The 17,863-nt window shown below is 49.6% G+C and carries 17 protein-coding genes; 5 read left to right on the forward strand and 12 right to left on the reverse strand.

What is annotated here, in order from left to right; genetic code table 11:
- Positions 1–2: 2 nt before the first annotated feature.
- A complete protein-coding gene (locus tag ACQY6F_RS01125) occupies positions 3–440 on the reverse strand; it encodes a YcgN family cysteine cluster protein (protein ID WP_428771605.1) in 438 nt (145 codons plus the stop codon).
- 133 nt (positions 441–573) lie between these two features.
- Here ACQY6F_RS01125 and ACQY6F_RS01130 point away from each other — a divergent pair, with 133 nt between their 5' ends.
- Positions 574–822, forward strand: a complete 249-nt coding sequence (locus ACQY6F_RS01130; RefSeq protein ID WP_428771607.1) for a YkgJ family cysteine cluster protein — start codon at positions 574–576, stop codon at positions 820–822.
- Between the two features lie 117 nt (positions 823–939).
- Here the strand turns inward: ACQY6F_RS01130 and ACQY6F_RS01135 are convergent, their stop codons facing one another.
- The 7 genes from ACQY6F_RS01135 to ACQY6F_RS01165 all read right to left on the reverse strand — a co-directional run bounded on the left by ACQY6F_RS01135 (position 940) and on the right by ACQY6F_RS01165 (position 8,419).
- Positions 940–2,430 (reverse strand): alpha/beta fold hydrolase, encoded by a 1,491-nt coding sequence (locus ACQY6F_RS01135; protein WP_428771609.1) that lies wholly within the window; start codon positions 2,428–2,430, stop codon positions 940–942.
- 272 nt (positions 2,431–2,702) lie between these two features.
- Complete coding sequence (recR, locus tag ACQY6F_RS01140) at positions 2,703–3,302, reverse strand: recombination mediator RecR (RefSeq protein WP_428771611.1); 600 nt, start codon at positions 3,300–3,302, stop codon at positions 2,703–2,705.
- A gap of 19 nt (positions 3,303–3,321) precedes the next feature.
- On the reverse strand, positions 3,322–3,651 hold the full coding sequence (locus ACQY6F_RS01145; protein ID WP_428771613.1) for a YbaB/EbfC family nucleoid-associated protein: 330 nt from the start codon (positions 3,649–3,651) through the stop codon (positions 3,322–3,324).
- A 71-nt stretch (positions 3,652–3,722) separates the two neighbouring features.
- Positions 3,723–5,891 carry a DNA polymerase III subunit gamma/tau gene (gene dnaX / locus ACQY6F_RS01150; RefSeq protein ID WP_428771615.1) on the reverse strand — a complete coding sequence of 723 codons (2,169 nt, stop codon included), beginning with the start codon at positions 5,889–5,891 and terminating at the stop codon, positions 3,723–3,725.
- 12 nt (positions 5,892–5,903) lie between these two features.
- Positions 5,904–6,449, reverse strand: coding sequence for an adenine phosphoribosyltransferase (gene apt / locus ACQY6F_RS01155; RefSeq protein WP_428771617.1), 546 nt, complete (start codon positions 6,447–6,449; stop codon positions 5,904–5,906).
- A gap of 159 nt (positions 6,450–6,608) precedes the next feature.
- Positions 6,609–6,974 carry a YbaN family protein gene (locus ACQY6F_RS01160; RefSeq protein WP_428771619.1) on the reverse strand — a complete coding sequence of 122 codons (366 nt, stop codon included), beginning with the start codon at positions 6,972–6,974 and terminating at the stop codon, positions 6,609–6,611.
- Between the two features lie 341 nt (positions 6,975–7,315).
- A complete protein-coding gene (locus ACQY6F_RS01165; protein WP_428771621.1) occupies positions 7,316–8,419 on the reverse strand; it encodes a response regulator in 1,104 nt (367 codons plus the stop codon).
- A gap of 248 nt (positions 8,420–8,667) precedes the next feature.
- Between ACQY6F_RS01165 and ACQY6F_RS01170 the strand changes: the two genes are divergently transcribed.
- The gene (locus ACQY6F_RS01170) at positions 8,668–9,543 is read left to right on the forward strand and encodes a LysR family transcriptional regulator (RefSeq protein ID WP_428771623.1); all 876 of its coding nucleotides are present in this window, start codon (positions 8,668–8,670) and stop codon (positions 9,541–9,543) included.
- Between the two features lie 67 nt (positions 9,544–9,610).
- On the opposite strand, the gene ACQY6F_RS01175 is transcribed toward ACQY6F_RS01170, so the two are convergent.
- From ACQY6F_RS01175 to fadI, 3 genes are all read right to left on the reverse strand, one after another.
- Positions 9,611–10,159 (reverse strand): NAD(P)H nitroreductase, encoded by a 549-nt coding sequence (locus ACQY6F_RS01175; RefSeq protein WP_428771625.1) that lies wholly within the window; start codon positions 10,157–10,159, stop codon positions 9,611–9,613.
- 122 nt (positions 10,160–10,281) lie between these two features.
- Positions 10,282–12,405, reverse strand: a complete 2,124-nt coding sequence (gene fadJ / locus ACQY6F_RS01180; protein WP_428771627.1) for a fatty acid oxidation complex subunit alpha FadJ — start codon at positions 12,403–12,405, stop codon at positions 10,282–10,284.
- On the reverse strand, positions 12,405–13,712 hold the full coding sequence (gene fadI, locus ACQY6F_RS01185) for an acetyl-CoA C-acyltransferase FadI (protein ID WP_428771629.1): 1,308 nt from the start codon (positions 13,710–13,712) through the stop codon (positions 12,405–12,407). Before fadI ends, fadJ begins: the two co-directional genes overlap by 1 nt.
- Before the next feature lie 482 nt (positions 13,713–14,194).
- On the opposite strand from fadI, the gene ACQY6F_RS01190 reads away from it, so the two are divergent.
- The 3 genes from ACQY6F_RS01190 to ACQY6F_RS01200 all read left to right on the forward strand — a co-directional run bounded on the left by ACQY6F_RS01190 (position 14,195) and on the right by ACQY6F_RS01200 (position 16,968).
- Positions 14,195–14,758, forward strand: a complete 564-nt coding sequence (locus ACQY6F_RS01190) for a sigma-70 family RNA polymerase sigma factor (RefSeq protein WP_428771631.1) — start codon at positions 14,195–14,197, stop codon at positions 14,756–14,758.
- Positions 14,751–15,479, forward strand: coding sequence for a DUF3379 domain-containing protein (locus ACQY6F_RS01195; protein ID WP_428771633.1), 729 nt, complete (start codon positions 14,751–14,753; stop codon positions 15,477–15,479). The genes ACQY6F_RS01190 and ACQY6F_RS01195 overlap by 8 nt, the downstream gene beginning before the upstream one ends.
- A 253-nt stretch (positions 15,480–15,732) precedes the next feature.
- On the forward strand, positions 15,733–16,968 hold the full coding sequence (locus tag ACQY6F_RS01200; protein WP_428771635.1) for an outer membrane protein transport protein: 1,236 nt from the start codon (positions 15,733–15,735) through the stop codon (positions 16,966–16,968).
- A gap of 75 nt (positions 16,969–17,043) precedes the next feature.
- On the opposite strand, the gene ACQY6F_RS01205 is transcribed toward ACQY6F_RS01200, so the two are convergent.
- Complete coding sequence (locus tag ACQY6F_RS01205) at positions 17,044–17,811, reverse strand: MlaA family lipoprotein (RefSeq protein WP_428771637.1); 768 nt, start codon at positions 17,809–17,811, stop codon at positions 17,044–17,046.
- Between the last annotated feature and the right edge of the window lie 52 nt (positions 17,812–17,863).

A 17,863-nucleotide genomic window follows, 5' to 3' on the forward strand; every position in this document is an offset into this window, starting at 1 on the left:
GGTTACTTATTCGGATGATTCAGGATATGGTCTTCCCAGTCCACCACATCGATTTCATAGACGACTTTATTGCGCACGCTCTCATCTGCGGCATGCATGGCGGCTTTTGAGCCGGTGATCAGCGGGTGCCACTCAGGAAGGGGATTACCCTCGGCTAATAGCCGGTAGGCGCAGGTGTCTGGCAGCCAGTTGAATTCGGCGATTTTGTCGCGGGTCAGTTTCAGGCACTCTTCGCCGGAATTGAAACGATTCGGGTAATCTTTGCAGGAGCAGGTGTCGCTGTTCAGCCAACTACAGGCCACGTTAGTGTAGTAGACTTCGTCAGAATCTTCGTCCATTAGCTTGTGCAGGCAACATTTACCACAGCCATCGCACAGAGACTCCCATTCCTGTTCGGTCATCTGTTCCAGACTTTTGCTCTGCCAAAATGGTGTACTCATCAAACTCTACTCAACTGCTGTGTGGGTGGGTTTTATACCGCTATCACCTATAAAGTTCAAGGGTAAAATATGAGCTGTGTCACGCTTGGAATTTTGCTACTATCCGCCCGAATCAATCAAGAAGGTCGCTAAGATGGAGTGTCGTCTAGGTTGCGGGGCATGTTGTATCGCTCCCAGCATCTCATCCGCTATTCCGGGAATGCCTCATGGCAAGCCTGCCGGAGTGCGCTGCGTACAGCTAAATGAACAGAATCTGTGTAAGTTGTTCGGTAAGCCGGAGCGGCCGAAAGTGTGCCTGGCGTTTAAACCGTGCCCGAGTGTCTGCGGCAGCTCCAACCAGCAAGCGATGGACACCATAGCCGAGTTGGAACGGTTAACCTAGTATCCTGAACCTCGATTATAAAATGTTAAAAAAGCCGCGATTGCGGCTTTTTGCTTTTCTCTATTGCTTACTGGTAACTTAGCGTTGCGAGCCTTTCGCCATATCAAGCCAGCCAGACTACTCTTGATCCTCCGCAGTCGGCATCGGGTACGTAAATTTGGGAATTTTACTGACACACTCCGTTGGGTCGATAGACCCGTTTGTTCGCTCGTTGTAGTACTCATCAAGAAAATTCGTCACTATGCCATCGATACATTTACGGTGCGGGTTATCTGATAACAGTTGAACATGTCCACCCCAATTATTGGTCGCCCTAAAGCCAGCGAACTTATGTTTGAGCGCAAGATCCCCCCATTCCGGAGCAGTCTGTTCGTCATTTCGGCCATTAAGTACCAGTGTCGGAAGATGGTTACTGACCGGTTGAGTTTCAATATCGCCTGCCGGTTTTACATCCCAGACTTTACAGTTTTCTTTACTAAAACCCATATGATTCATCTTATCGACCACAATCTGAGTGCCCTGAGACCAAAGTTTTTTATCGGGCTCGGACAATGCTGTTTGACCTAAAAACGGGTATTCTTCAGAACAGACTATCGAGAAGGCCATCGGGGCGTAAAAGACCTCCTCGTCTTCCTCTTCATCTTGTTCAATCGCATAGCTGAGATCGCCATCCACCGCATTGATGTACTGGATCACCCCGCTATTGCCCATGTTTTCCGAAATAGTACTGATGTAGCGCGCCGCAGCTTCTGGCTTACCCATGTTCTGCAGATCACTGATTGCCTTTTCAATCATCACATGCACCTTGTGCCCTTCACACCAATCAGTGTTGGTACAGGCCTGCACGACGCGGTTTAAATTGTAATAGTAACCCCATGGCGCATCGGAAATACCATTAACCTCTATCGGGAACACCCCATCCATGACTACGCTGTGGATACCACTTGAATCTTCCCGAACTATAGTTTCGGCCAGGCGAGTACCATAGGAAATGCCATACAGATTCCAGCTGTCAATTTTCAGTGCCTTTCGAAGCATAATAATATCGTTGGCCAGCTGCACGCTCTGGAAGGCCGCAAAATCCACCCCTTTATCAGCCAGGCGCTTGCGACACGCCGCCAACTGCGCAGACGTAGGTACCATGCCATTAAACTCAGAGCACGTATAAGACGGCTGCGAATACCCGGTGCCACGCGGGTCCACCAGATAGAGGTCCCTGTCTTCAATCAAATAGTTCATTGGCTTCTGGGTTAACTCTCCCGCCATATTAATAGCCGAGGAACCAGGGCCACCCGTCAGAAAGACAATCGGGTCCGGCTTGGCATCTTTGTTTATTGCCGGAATTTTCATCACCGCGACCTTGAAGCGCTTGTTCGAGCCTTTATCCTCACCTACCGCATGTTTCTCAGGCGTATTCAAATAGCCACAAACGGCATTTGGCGGGTATTCGTTGCTACCCAACATGGTTTTACAGCTGACAGTCGAATAAGTGCCCAGTTTCGCTTCCGTTTTCACTGGTTTGCTGGTTGAGTTGTTACTATTGCAGGCCGCAATAGCCATACTACCCGCCAGCACGAATGCAAAGCGGGTAAACTGTTTCGGGGTCATAGTTCAGTTCCTTCACTAAAGAGTAATCAAACCGCAAAATCCGGTAGGTTCTGGAGCTTGATTAAGCCAATCAGGTAATAAATACGGCCTTTAGTGTAAGTAGTATGCCTGGTCGGAAAGTAGCCAGAGTGTGTATGCAATTGTATAGAAAGTGTATTGGCACGGGATATCGGACTGAGCTCCAAAGCGAAGAAGCTGAGTATGAATGACAGCGGGCGCTGGGATGAGCCCGAATTTCTGCCACAAAAAAAGCCGCGATTGCGGCTCTTGGATTAAAGCTTGTGACGCCCTAACAGCGAGTGGGATAAGGTGGTGCCGTCCACCAGCTCCAGCTCGCCACCAACCGGTACACCGTGGGCAATCCGGCTGGCCTCAACCTGGTGCGCCTTGCACAGCTCGGCGATGTATTGCGCGGTCGCCTCACCTTCTACGGTCGGGTTGGTGGCCAGAATCACCTCAGAGATATCACCCCGGTTCAAACGGTGATCAAGCACATCTAAACCGATGTCAGAAGGGCCGATTCCGTCCAGTGGCGACAAGTGCCCCATCAGCACGAAGTAACGACCGGAATACTGACCGGTAGCTTCTACCGCAGCGATATCCGCAGGACTTTCCACCACACACACCTGGCCATTCTGCTGCCGTTTTGGATTGCTGCAAATATGACAGGTTTCTTCTTCGGTAAAGGTTCGGCACTCGCTGCAATGGCCAATTTCGGTCATCGCCTGACTCAGTGCATCGGCCAGTTGAACGCCGCCTTTACGGTCTCGCTGCAATAGATGAAAGGCCATACGTTGTGCTGACTTGGGGCCAACCCCAGGTAAGCAGCGTAAGGCCTCCATCAAATGATCCAGCATATTACTGGTACGCATTTAATCTATCCTGAATGGATTAGAACGGCATTTTCATACCTGGCGGTAACTGCATACCACCAGTGACTGACGCCATTTTTTCTTTCTGGGTTTCTTCAACTCGGCGAGCCGCATCGTTGAACGCAGCGGCGATCAAGTCTTCCAGCATCTCTTTGTCGTCTTCCATCAGGCTTTCGTCAATTTCAACGCGACGAACGCTATGGCTACCGGTAATGGTGATTTTCACCAAGCCTGCGCCTGCTTCACCGGTGATTTCCATATTTGCGATTTCTTCTTGAAGCTTTTGCATACGCTCTTGCATTTGCTGGGCTTGCTTCATCAAGTTGCCCATACCGCCTTTACCAAACATGTTTATCTCTCTGGTTTGATTTGTTAGTGAGTGAAATGGGGGTGTAATCTCAATATTCAACCCCACTATCGTTATATTGGACGCACACTTTCCCGGTCGAGTTCCGCAGCAAAGCGTTGCTGAATAAATTTAACATTGGGATCCGCATCTAAACTGGTGTGCGCCTGCTGCAATTTTTGCTGGTAGAGACGCTCTCGCAGCTCCAGCGGCGTTTCACCCTGCTCTCCCAATTGAATATTTAGATGACACTGTTCACCCAGCGCCTGGTTAATGGCCTGATTAAGTGCCTGCTGAGCGTTGTCGCTATGCAAATGTGCGTGGGCTTCACGTAGTGTCAGGGTCACTGTGTCACCGCTGCGCTCATATACCGAGTTAAGGGCCAGTTGCTCGACCAGTTTTGGCGTTTCTAACCGTTGGATTAACGCTGACCACGGATCCTGAACCACTGACTCCTCCACCAGCTGCTGGGCCATTTCCGGCGTTTTGTCGTGCTCTATCGATTTTTTCAGTAATGCCGGCGCCAATTGTGGCTCGGCAGTCTGTTCAACCGGTTGGCTGGGCCGCCACTGATAAGGTTCCTGCTCAGCGGGTTTCTCTTCTGTGGCGGTAGCATTAGCAAAATGAGCGGAGCCCGGCGACAACGAAGTGGAACTGCCCTGCTTTTTGGCAATTCGATCTAAAACAGATTCCTGCTCTTTCGCTGTCGCGTTAGTCTTTTTTGTACTGTCGCCCCGTCCGCCCTGGTTATCGAGATTTTTACGCTGCGAGCGCAGTTGATGGCGCAGGCCGCTTAGTTTAGGTGCTGAACCTGGTTTTGAATCAGAACCAGCCTGTGGCTGCGGAGGTTGGTTGTTAACCTCTGGCTCGCGCTCGGCAGTTTGAGATTCCAGATACTGTTGGTAACTCGGGTCAATGGCATCGTCTTCAGCCAGCGGCTCAGGTTCCGCACTGGATTGCGGGTAGCTTTGGGCTGGCTGGCGCGGCTCCTGTGCAGCAGGTGCTGGCTGAGATGGCGTTGTTGCTGCTGGCTGTTCCGAAGATACGGCCTGAGGCGTTTGCCTGGCCGGCTGAGCGGAAAGCTGTTGCGGAGCGGATACTTGAGGCGCAGCAACTGGAGTTTTGGCGGTTTCAGTGCTGATGATATTCAGCTCCGGCGTGACCGGGCGAAATGCCATCATCCGCAGTACCGCCATTTCCAGGCCGGTTCGCTCATTCGGAGCCAACGACAGGTCCTGACGGCTTTTCAGAGCAATCTGATAGGTTAACTGCACATCTTGCGGAGTTAACACTCGCGCCAACTGCTCTATCTTTTCACTGTCCGGCAACGACTTATCCAGAGTGGAAGGCAGTGCCTGATATAGCGCAATCCGGTGTAACTGGCTGGCAAGTTGCTGCAATAAGCCATCCCAATCGACGCCATTGAGGGCAAACTGATTTACTGCATCCAGCGCGCGCTGACACTGTTTACTGCTGATCGCCTCGAGCAATTCTATTGCCTGGTCGGTATCCAGCGTGCCGAGCATATGCGCAACGGCTTCAGTCTCAATCTGACCATTGCCCAGAGCGATCGCCTGATCGGCAAGGCTCAGTGCATCACGCATACTGCCGTCAGCGGCATGTGCCAGCATGCCAAGAGCCCGCGGCTCTGACGTGACCTGCTCTTGCTGCAGGATATAATCCAGTTGCTGATGGATGGCATCGACCGTGATCGGCTTGAGGTGAAACTGCAGGCAACGGGATAATATCGTCACCGGCAACTTTTGCGGATCTGTCGTGGCCAGCAAAAATTTCACATACTCAGGCGGCTCTTCCAGTGTCTTCAGCAAGGCATTGAAACTGTGCCGCGACAACATATGGACTTCGTCTATCAGGTAGACTTTGAAGCGGCCGCGTGCCGGTTTGTATTGGACGTTATCAAGCAGATCGCGCGTATCTTCGACCTTAGTACGTGACGCGGCGTCGATTTCAAGCAGGTCGACAAAGCGCCCTTGGTCAATTTCCTGACAGGTAGAACACTGGCCACAAGGCGTGGCGGTGATCCCCGTTTCACAATTTAACCCTTTGGCAAACAGTCTGCCGATGGTGGTTTTCCCGACACCACGCGTGCCGCTGAACAGGTAAGCATGATGCAGCCGGTTCTGCGCCAGAGCATTTTCCAGCGCAGTCAGAACGTGTGACTGTCCAACTACCTGATCAAATTTGTTTGGTCGCCATTTACGTGCTAAGGCAAGATAAGTCATAACAATTCCTGATTAATGACCTTCGAACTCACAAATGCTGTAAACCTGTAATCCAAGGCCAGCCAGACGTTCGTTACCACCGATTTCCGGCAGGTTAATGACAAACGCAGCGTGTTCGACTTCACCACCCAGTTGGCGGATCAATTTGGTTGTGGCTTCGATGGTGCCGCCGGTTGCCAGCAAATCATCGACAACCAGTACTTTATCACCGGCTTTAATCGCATCAACGTGAATTTCCAGAGTGTCGATGCCGTACTCCAGTTCGTATGACTCACCGATGGTTTCTCGCGGTAATTTGCCCGGCTTACGCACAGGAACAAAACCTACGCCCAGCTCCAGTGCCAGTGGTGCACCAAACAGAAAACCGCGCGCTTCCGTTCCTACGACTTTGGTAAAGCCCTTGTCCTGGTATCGCTCAACCAGCAGGCGAATGGTGGCCTGATAGGCGGTGGCATCTTCCAGCAGGCTGGTCACGTCGCGGAACAAGATACCTGGTTTTGGATAGTCTGGGATGCTTTTGATGCTTGATTTAATGAGAGAAATTGTGTCAGTTGTCATAATACGTGTTACTTAGGTGGGCCGAACGCTAACAGGCAAAATAGCCCTTTACTTGTCGTCGGCGAATATCTACAGCCCTGCTTCGCCCTGGTTATCCAAGTGAGCAAGAGCCAGAAAAACAAACGCCCACTAAAAGAGCGGGCGCACTTCTCTGCAATCTTAGTGATTTTCTTGTTGGTCAGCAAGGTGCTCTATCACAGGTATTCGGTTAAACCACCACAGTAAGATGATCAAAAACAAAAACAGCGTCACTTTTAACCAGATGAACGGGACTATTAGGATAGAAAAGGTAAAACTGATGACGATCATCCATCTGGCATTGCGCTTCACTTTGGCATTCAGGGCGCGGTGTTGATGCCAGTTAGTTAAAATGGGACCAAAGGTAGGATGTTGGTGTAACCAGCGATGAAATCGTGGACTGCTGCGCATAAAGCAGCCACTGGCCAGTAACAAAAATGGCGTGGTTGGAAGCAGAGGGACAAGTATACCGAGCAGACCCAGACAAATACAGAGACCGCCTATCAAGTTGAGCAGTGTATTGGTTATATTGATAAGCGGCTCCGTTAAAACAGTGATTAGAACACTGAATAACCGTTTACCACGCGGATCCAAGTTAGGGTCGCAGGCAAAAGCGGGATTAACAATGCGGCGATAAAGCCGAAAAAGTAAAAGATATTATACGGTTCCTGGAAATCGTGATCTGCCATGATATTACTTCTCTTCTGTTTTTTAGGGACTGACTTGCCAGAGGAGCCGAAGCTTCCCCATATGGCTATTATAATTTTGCTGGCAGACTATAACGTAATCAGTGCCGGACAAACACTGACTAAAGGTAGGGGTTTTATATCCTTGAGGGTGTACCTGAATCAGGCACACCCTCCCTGGTAAAGGTCAAAACTAAAACTGGAGCTGCCAACCCGACTAAGGGTTATCTGGCAGGCGGCGTGAACCGGTAAGTCCTGGGTAATAAAATTGCGACTACAGTTATCACCCAATTTTTCCCCTGCGGCAATATGGCAGGAAGAGTAACCGTTGGACCATTGGCATTCCAGCCCTGCCGGCATTATCGACATGGTCCCGCCGGATAAATCTACTACGCCAAACAGCGCTTTAACCGGACCAGTGCACTCAGAACATTCGATGCCTCGCTCCAGCGTTGACGTCATCTCTTTGAGATCGGCGTGGTAACTTTTCAGGCTGCGCAGATAGTCATTGAATAATGCCCGGACCAATAACGTAGTCGCGGCGCCGTGCTCCCCCTTGGCGTTGGAATCAACCAGGTAGAAGGCCAGCTGGCCGTTCATCAGCCAGGCGTAATCAAACACCAGTGGCATGACATCTGCCGATTGCAGCAGGCGATAGCTACATTTCCAGCTACCCTGGGCAGAGTCTTTGTCCGGCAATAGCGCATGTAAAAGATCTTTTGCTGCACTGGGGTTTTCCTGCAGGTATTCAAGATGCCAGTGCAGTTCCTGCTCTTCCGGTACATCACCGCTATCCACCCGGAACCACTGACTGGCGAAATCTCGCTGGTCGGTCAAATGGTCAAAGGAGTCTTCCAGCGTGTTTTCAATTGCGCTGAGCAGATGCTGATCGTTACTGATGGGTTTAGACAAAAAGTCTTTAATCCCATAGCGCAGTGCTTTGGCAACATCAGACATTTCATCCGTCGCAGATACCACAATCAACGGAAGAGATGGGTACTCCAGGCTCACCTCTTCAACAAATTCAATACCATCCAGCACCGGCATCGATAAGTCACAAATGACTAAATCCGGTTCTGCAGTTCGTAAATGATGCAGACCTTCTAAGCCGTCTTCGGCTTCAACTACCCGGTATCCATGTGTTGTCAAAATGCCACATGTAATTCGACGAAAAATAGGGTCGTCATCAACTACCATGATCAACTTACGTTGTGCGGCCAAATCCGCAGGGTGCATCACAACATTGTTTTCGTGAGATTTATGCATAAAAACTGAGCCTCACTTTAGTTTCCTAAAAGTGCCTAGATGTTTATGTTTGTATTTTTGGCTAGGTTTAAATTACTCCTTAAAAAGTAGCTCTAAAACCGTGTTTATACAAATATTCCACTACCACCATAAATCGCACACAAGATGTATGGATTTAGTAAATATTCAAAAGTTCTTGATGTGTCTCAAACTTTGACGTTTGATATACATTTAAATTAACCGAACTCTTAAAAAATATTCCCCCCCAAATGAAACTTGATGATCTAAACCTATTTCGGCTTGTGGTTGAAAATGGGAGCTATACCGCAACTTCTCGCAAGACACTGATACCGGTCGCAACTATTACACGCCGAATTCAGGCTCTGGAAGATGCGTTAAACTTGCGCCTACTCAATCGGCACGCACGCAAATTGTCTTTGACAGAAGCCGGTGAACGGTTTTATCAAGAATGTTCACCGCTGCTGGCCAAGCTCACTCACACAGCAGAAGAAATTAGCGATGATTGCCGCGGTGCCGCTGGCAAAATAAAAATCTCTGCGCCATCCAATTTAACTAAGCGGATGATGATGCCGATGTTCAATGCATTTATGCAGCGTTATCAAGGCATTAATATTGAGCTGTGTACCACCAACCAGGCTAGCCAGCTTGATCCCACTGAGTGGGACGTCATTTTCCGCGTTGGACCCCAGCGTGATTCCAGCCTGATAGCCCGCAAGATTGGCGAAGTAAAAGATATTCTGGTCGCCAGCCCAGATTACCTGCGTCAACGCCCTGCTCCTAAGCATGCAGAAGAGTTAAGCCAACACGATCTGTTAAAAGGTGCGCCGCTCATTAAGTGGCAGTTAACCAATTCCAGTGGCGAGACCGTTATCAATACCGACAAAGGGCGCTTCCAGGCAAACACCCTGGACGTTGTGCGCTGTGCCTGTTCAGATGGCCTGGGAATCACCCTGATGCCAGATGTAATGCTGAATAACTATATCGAAGAGGGCAATCTGGTTCAGGTGTTGACTGACTGGAGTTCCAACCCGCGTGATATCTACATGCTGTACAATCACAAAGACAACATTCCGGAAAAAGTTCGGCTGTTTATCGACTTTGTTATCGCCTACTGCTTGCAATAAACATAGCGGCAGCTTTTCAAGGGCTCTCCATCCATAGAGCCCTTTCTGATAACACAGGCTTAAAGGCCTACAAGTATTCCACAAAACGACTCAGTTCACGCTCTGGCACTTTCACCGGCGTAGAATCTGGCGTACCCAGATAAAGAAAACCGACGATACAGTCATCACCTTGTAAGCCAAATGCCTCTTTTACCGCAGGGTGGAACATCCACTCCCCGGAACGCCAGAACCCCTGGAACCCTTGTGCAACCGCAGCCAGTTGCATCGCTTGTACCGCACAGCCGGCAGACAGGTATTGCTCCAAAGCAGGGACTTTGGCATGTTCGGTCACTTTAGCGATAACCGTGATTACCATAGGGGCACGGAACGGTGCATTTTTGAGCTTGCTAATTACCGCCTCTTCACTGTTGTTCAGTTCAGCGGCAGCAACCAGAATGTTGGCCAGTTTTTGCAGCCCCTCTCCCTGTGATATCACGAAACGCCACGGCGTCAGTCCGCCATGGTCTGGTGCGCGCAACCCGGCACGAATGATGTTTTCCAGCGCCTGACCTTCTGGTGCAGGCTGATTGAGTTTTGCAACGGAACGACGGTTGAGCAGCAGTTCAAGAGCTTCCATTTGGCATCCTTTATACACGTTTATAAACTATTTGCTTGATAATAACTCTCATTTATAAAAAAGGCGAACCTTGTTGGTTCGCCTCAACTGTTTGAGTTTACAGTCTAACTGATCAACTTCGCTTAAGGATAGAACCGTTCACCCAGTCCGGCCCGGGTTAGCAAGCCATCACAAGGTGCGAATCGATCACCATACTTCTGCGCATGCTGGTTCATCAGTTCCACCAACTCTTTGATGCCGACCTGGTCCATATAACGGAAAGGTCCCCCCAAAAATGGCGGGAAACCAATACCGAAGATCGCGCCGATGTCGCCATCTCTGGGGCTAAGAATAATGCCTTCATCCAGGCAACGTACCGCTTCGTTCAGCATAGGTAATACGCAGCGCAGGGCAATCTCTTTGGCGGCCATATTTGGTTCTGGCTTAAGTTTAAGCAGTTTGTACACCGACTTGTCCACCTGCTTTTTCTTACCTTTGTAGACATAGAAGCCTTTGCCGCTTTTTCTGCCTTTCCGGTTGTCATTCAGCAGTGTGTCAAACACATCTGGCCCCTGAAAACGCTCGCCCAGTTCGTTAACCAGGATTGGCATAATCTTGGCACCGATGTCGACACCCACTTCATCTAATAAGGTAATAGGGCCAACCGGGAAACCAAAGTCCAGTAGCGCGTTATCCAGGCTCTCGATCGGCTCTCCGGCCATCAGAATCTGCGCCGCTTCATTCATGTAAGGCGCCAGTATCCGGTTGACGTAAAAGCCAGCACAATCTTTCACCACTATCGGCGTTTTACCCTGCTTGCGCGCGATATCCATCACAGTTGCGATGGTTGTGTCAGAGGTATTCTGGTGAGGAATAACCTCCACCAGCGGCATTTTTTCAACCGGGCTGAAATAGTGCAGGCCGACGATATTCTCCGGACGCTGGGCGTTGGCGGCAATTTGCCCGATCGGCAAAGACGAGGTGTTAGTGGCAAAGATTGTGGTCGCTTTGGCGTTGGATTCGACATCTGCCACCATCTGCTGCTTAAGCGCCAGATCTTCAAATACCGCCTCGATCACCAAGTCTGTCGTGCTGAAGCTGGTAAAATCAGTGCCTCCGGACAACTGCAGCATTCTTTCCTGCAGCTGCGCTTTGCTCAAAATGCGGCGTTTACGCTGTTTTTCAAACAGTTGATAGTTATAACGTAACGCATTTAACACGCCATCATTGGAGACATCTTTAACCCGCACCGGCAACTTGGCTTTCGCCACGGTTACGTGACTGATCCCCGCGCCCATTAAACCGCCACCTAAAACAGCAACCTTGGCGACTTTTTCAGGCTCAGCGTCACTGCCGAGATCTTTTTTCATCTCAGTGGTGGCGAAGAAAATGGATCGCAGCGCCTTAGACTCCGAAGTCATCACCAATTCGCCAAAGCGTTTGGCTTCCAGCTCCTGACCAGCCTGAAAACCTTTTTCCAGCCCAAGCCGAATGACTTCCAGGATCGCGTCTGCGGCCGGATAATTACCTCGGGTTTTACTCAAGGTTTGTTTGCTGGCCTGATCAAACACCAACTTGCGCCCCATACTGGTGTTGGCGATCAGTTTTTCTTTGGTGGCAAGTTTGCGTTTCGCTCTGGCTTTGCCTGCATGCTTTTCAACCAGTTGCTTGGCGGCATCCAGTAAGATGGTTTCGGCGACCACCTCATCCACCACGCCCAGTTTCTTGGCTTTTTTAGCACGCAACTGTTTACCGGTCAGAATCAAATCCAGCGAAGGTAGCAGTCCAATTAATCGTGGCAATCGCTGGGTACCGCCTGAGCCGGGTAAAAGGCCGAGCTGAACTTCAGGCAAGCCCAGCCGGGTTTTATCTGAATCCGAGCAGACTCGATAGTCACAGGCTAATGCCAGCTCCAGGCCGCCACCCAGACAAGGGCCATGAATCGCTGCCACTACCGGGAAAGGCAATTCAGACAAGGTCTGGAACATTTGCTGGCCCTGTTTCGCCAGACTCTCAGCCTCCGAGGCATCTTTGCACGCTTCCAGCATGCGCACATCCGCGCCCGCAACAAAATTATCCGGTTTTAGCGAATAAACGATCATCCCTTTCAGAGCAGATTTCTGCTGCTCTAACTCGGCAAATATCGCCTGCATGTCCTCAGCAAATGCCGCCTGCAGGGTATTCATTTTTTCGCCAGGGACGTCGATGGCTAGCCAGGCGATCTGATTATCGTCTACCTTCAGGCTAAATGCTTTTGTCTCACTCATTATTCAACCTCCAGTATCATCGCCACACCAAGTCCACCAGCGGCACAGGCGGTGTTAAGAGCCAGCCCGCCACCACGACGTTTTAACTCACGCAGTGTCTGAGTCATCATACGGGCACCTGTCGCTGCAAACGGGTGGCCGTAAGCTAGCGAGCCACCCAACACATTGAATTTATCCATATCGATCTCGCCTATTGCTTTAGAACGCCCCAGTTGCTGCTGAGCAAACTGGTCACTGGCAAACATTTTCACATTGGCCAGAGTCTGGGCTGCAAACGCTTCATGCATTTCTATCAGAGTGAGATCCGCCAGCGAAACACCGGCGCGGTCAAGTGCTATCGGAGTGGCATAAGATGGCCCCATCAGCATGTCGGTTTGCACGCCAATAGCTGAGAAGGCGTAGGAACGGATATACCCCATGATTTCCAGTCCCAGCTCTCTGGCCCGGCCTTCACGCATCAGCATCACTGCCGCTGCGCCATCGGTCAGAGGAGTACTGTTAGCCGCCGTAACTGAACCGTGTTTACGGTCAAACGCCGGACGCAACTTAGCGTAACTCTCGATGCTGGAATCTTCGCGAATGTTGTTGTCTTTATCTATCCACGCTTTGTAGGGCTCTGGAAAAGCGGTCATCACTTCGTCGCGAATTTTACCTTCCCGCCAAGCCTGTGCGGCCAGAGTGTGTGAACGGTGCGCCAACGCATCCTGTGATTCCCGGCTAATACCGTGACTTTTGGCCATCTGCTCAGCGGTTTGTCCCATAGACAGCCCGGTCGAATATTCGGCTACCGCTGGCGGAACTGGTATCAGGTCTTTCAACGACAGAGTCTTCAGAATATTGAGCTTCTGGGCTAAGGTTTTGGTTTTGCTCAGTGCCAGTAGGTTTGCCGCCAGCTTTTTGGACACGCCAATAGGCAGAACAGAAGAAGAATCCGCGCCCCCGGCGATACCAATATCGATGGTACCCGCCATAATACTCTCAGCCACATTCACCGCTGACTGAAAACTGGTCGCGCAAGCTCGGGTAACACTGTAGGCGTCAGTATTGACCGGCATGCCCGTCCCCAGCACAATTTCCCGGGCGATATTGGGCGCTTCCGGCATCTGTACCACCTGGCCAAATACCACCTGCTCAATCAAAGCAGGATCGATATCAGTTCTTGCCAGCAATTCGCTCACCACCATTTTGCCCATATCTACCGCCGGCACCTGGCTAAAAGCGGTGCTTTGTCGCGCGAAAGGGGTTCGTAAGCCAGCGACAATAGCAACGCGCTCTCCTGTGCGCGTTTTGACTTCCTGTGTGCCCATTATTTCTCCTTAGAATAAGAGGTCTGACCTGTTCATTGTAATCAGGATGTTAACAGAATCAAACGAACGTTTAAATAAACGTGATTCAGAATTGAAAAGTAAGCAACCCATTGCGAGATAATCGTCACGGTCGCGTCGCTAAAGTCGCTAAAGTCGCTAAAAGAGAGGCAAAAAAAAACCACACATAACTGTGTGGTTGGAATGTATAAAACAATTAACTTGTTACGCCAATTGAAATAATCAGTTACCTGATTAGGAGAAAGTAAAGTCAGCCTTCAAAAGGAAGTGTCATCTTGCTCAACATGTTAGACCAACAGACTAACTAGATGACGAAAGTTAATATAACTACATTCTCGCCAGAGATTTTGAATCAGATCAATTTTATGTTGATTTATGCTGCTAACAGTTTTTAATAAGTGTGAATACATACACTACATCCCATTCATCGTGTATCGCCCCGCGGATTCAATCCGGAGGATGACGTGGCTATCAGTAACTTTTTCAGAAAGAAAAAACCTAAACGTCCGGTCAACTCAGACATGGACAAGCATAGAAAGTATGAAGCTCTGGTTAGAGCCTATCACAGAGACCTTTATCGCTACGCCTACTGGTTGTGCAAAGATCCAACCGTGGCAGAAGATTTAGTACAGGAGACCTGCTTAAGGGCCTGGAAATCTCTGGATAGTTTACAGGAAGAAAAAGCCGCCAAAGCATGGTTGATTACCATACTGCGGCGAGAGAACGCGCGCCGGTTTGAACGCAAGCAGTTAGACATTGTCGATATCGACAATCCGGGGAATGAAGGGAAAGTGAGTGACGATGCTTTCCATCAAACCGAGTGGATGCAGGCGCAAATCATGAAACTCGACCTCGATTACCGCGAGCCACTATTTTTACAGGTAGTCGGTGGCTTTAGCGGTGAAGAGATCGGTGAGATTTTAAACTTGAACAAAAACACTGTCATGACGCGACTCTTTCGTGCTCGCAATCAGTTGAAAGAGATGCTGGACTCAGATAATGCACCAAGGGGGCAACAGAATGGATGAACTCGAATTCCGTCGTCGCGTATTGTCGGATCCTAAGAAACGTGACAGCGATATACTCACCGCCATTCGCGCCAGCGACGCCAACAGTAAATTTGTCGATGACGCGATGGATCTGGACGTCAAAATCGCCAAAGCGATGAATGTAGAAGTCCCTGAGGGATTAGCGGACCGTATCCTGTTCAGTCACAACTCCAAACAGTCGGCTGATATTGTACGCCCTAGCTTTACCCGCAGAGCCATGTCGCTGGCCGCTTCAGTGGCATTTGCTTTCGGTCTGTTTGCCGGGCAAGTCAACTGGGGCAATGTCATCGTGCCACCGGTGCAGGCTAGTCTGGCCCAGACTGCTATCAAGCATGTGATCGACGAACAGGGCTTTATTGCGCCGATAGACGAGCAGGTAGGTTCGGTTCAAATCAATGCCAAAATGCTGCCCTTCGAATCCAAACTGGTCAATCAGTTTCCATATCACGTTTATTACCTGAATCACTGTGGTTTTGGCAAAGCAAACGCCGTACATATGGTTTTCCAGGGCGAAAAAGGTAAGGTAACGCTGTTTGTTGCCGGTATTGCCGCAGATCAGTCTCTGGATATTAGCGAGAAAGGCTTTAATGCAATCGTCGAACCCCTTGGCAGCAACAGCCTGATTCTGGTTGGTGAGAAGGGTGAAGATATGGCTAAAATAGCCGAATCGCTTATTCCCATTATTCAGCCGATGAGCTAATTCACACTGGCCAGACTCTTTCTGGCCTTTTCTCCACTTTCTTTATCTTTCGCCCAAAATAGAGCTAATGCTCTATTTAATGCATTTTCACCACATTTTCCTGCCAGTTAGCCTTCAATTATTGAATTTTGTAACATTTATTACTAGTGGTCGGATTTGTTTCCGGTATGCTAAATGACAGGATTGGCCACAACTGAGCAATTGCTCAATTTTATCGCCCAATTAGAGGCGAAATATCAAATAGGAAATAAGAATGAATAAGACGCGTCTGTATAAACAGTCACTATTAGCAGTGTCTATCGCCATCGCTTCTCAGCAGGCAATCGCAGCAGGTTTCCAGCTTAACGCTCAATCAGCGACCGGTGTTGGCCGCGCATTTGCCGGTGATGCCGTTATCGCCGACAACGCCGCAGTAATGGCTCGTAACCCAGCCGCTATGGCTCTGTTTGACAAAACCTCCTTCTCAATGGGTTTTGAAAGCATTACTTCCCTGATTGAAGCCAAAAATGTGAAGTATCTTGGTGGTGCATTACCAGTAAATGATCGTGATGACATCGGTACCACTTCTATTGCGCCTAATATTCACTTGATCGTACCAGTAGATGAAAAATTGGCATTCGGTATCAATGCCTACTCCAACTTTGGTACTAAAACTGAATTTCCCGATGACTATCCAGCGTCTGAATACGGTGGCCTGACCGACGTAAAAAGCTTTAACTTTGGTATGGCCGGTTCTTACCGAGTAAATGACCAGTTGAGCTTAGGTGCTGGCTTGGATATTATTTATGGCCAAGGCACTATGAAGCGCTATTCTGGCCAAGGTATGCAAATTGGTGCGTCAATTCCACTTGGAACGCCTTTAATAAATGTCGACAAAGCCGATGGCTGGGCAGTTGGTTTTAACGTTGGCAGCGTCTATGAACTGGATGAAAATAACCGTTTCGGTCTGGCTTACCGTTATAGCCCTGAATTTAAAGCTAAAGATGACAAAGGTCAGGAAATTACTCTGCCGCTGCCGGATATCGCTGAATTCTCCGGTTACCACAAAATTGAAGATACTAAGTTCGCAGTTCACTACAGCGTGCAGTGGATCGGCTGGAGTAAGTTCGATCAAATCGAATTCCGCAACCTACAAGGTTCAATACTGGGCTCAAGCTACGATAAACAGTACCAGTGGCAAGATGGCTGGCACTACTCTATCGGCGGTACTTACTACCTGAATCAGGACTGGACGCTACGCACCGGCTACATGTACGACACCAGTGCTCAGGATCAGCTAACCTCGATCTCTGTACCTGACTCTGACCGCCAATGGTTCTCAGCGGGTGTAAGCTACCATCTTGATCAGGCCTCTGCGATCGACTTTGGCTTTACTTACCTGATTGGTAAAGACGTAAACGTTAAAGAAGAGACGCCAGCAACGTCACTTACTGCAATCACTCGTGCTAACGCAATTCTGATGGGCTTGCAGTACAGCCGCAGCTTCTAAGCGCTAACCGCTAAACTAAAGGCCGCATTTGCGGCCTTTTTTGTATCTGCGTTTCCTCGTTCAACTGAAAGTTTGCTAAAACTCTTCCATATAGCTGTCGAGATACGCTTCTTCATCCGGATTGTAATCATCCTTCTCCACTTCGGCTTTAAAATCCCGGTGCTGGATATAGATATCGCGGGAAAGAATATAAGGATCAGGTGAATTTTCCAGTGTGCTTTCCTGTGACACTACCGCAGCACGTTTTTCCATCCCTTCCAGCGCCCATTTCCCCAGGCTGGCCCAGAAATTCAGGTAAGAGAGTGGCAGATAGGTACCGTCGACGAAGTTTGTCGCCTCACGTACAGTCCAGGGACCATAACCAGGCAGCATAACAAACGGGCCATTCCCTACCCCATAGTGGCCTACCGCGTCGCCAAACTCTTTATCTCCGTGGTCGGTAATACCAGCCGCCGAGGCAATATCGATAAAGCCCAGCAAACCAAAGGTACTGTTAATCCAAAAACGATTGAAGTGATCCAGCGCTTTTCCGCCATTGCCCATAACCAGGTTGTTCACCATACTAGAGGGTTGATCCAGGTTGGCGAGAAAATTCGCGATACCCTTACGCACCGGAACTGGTGTGTAGTTCACATAGGCCAGAGAGACAGGACGAACCAGATAAGGATCGAGGTAGTCGTAGTTGAGCGTCCACATGGTACGGTTAAACCCTTCTATGGGGTCGTACACATCGGTTCCCGACGTTACAGGAGGCGTCTGCTCTTCTTGTGGCTTTGTGGAGCACCCTGTCATAGCCACTGACAGTGAAAGTGTGAGCCACAAAGCGCGAGAGGTGTTATTCATTGTTATTGTTATCCCTATAACAAAGGCCGATCAAAGACCGGCCTTTCACGCA

This window comes from Vibrio sp. (assembly GCF_050299255.1).
Classification (GTDB): Bacteria; Pseudomonadota; Gammaproteobacteria; order Enterobacterales; family Vibrionaceae; genus Vibrio.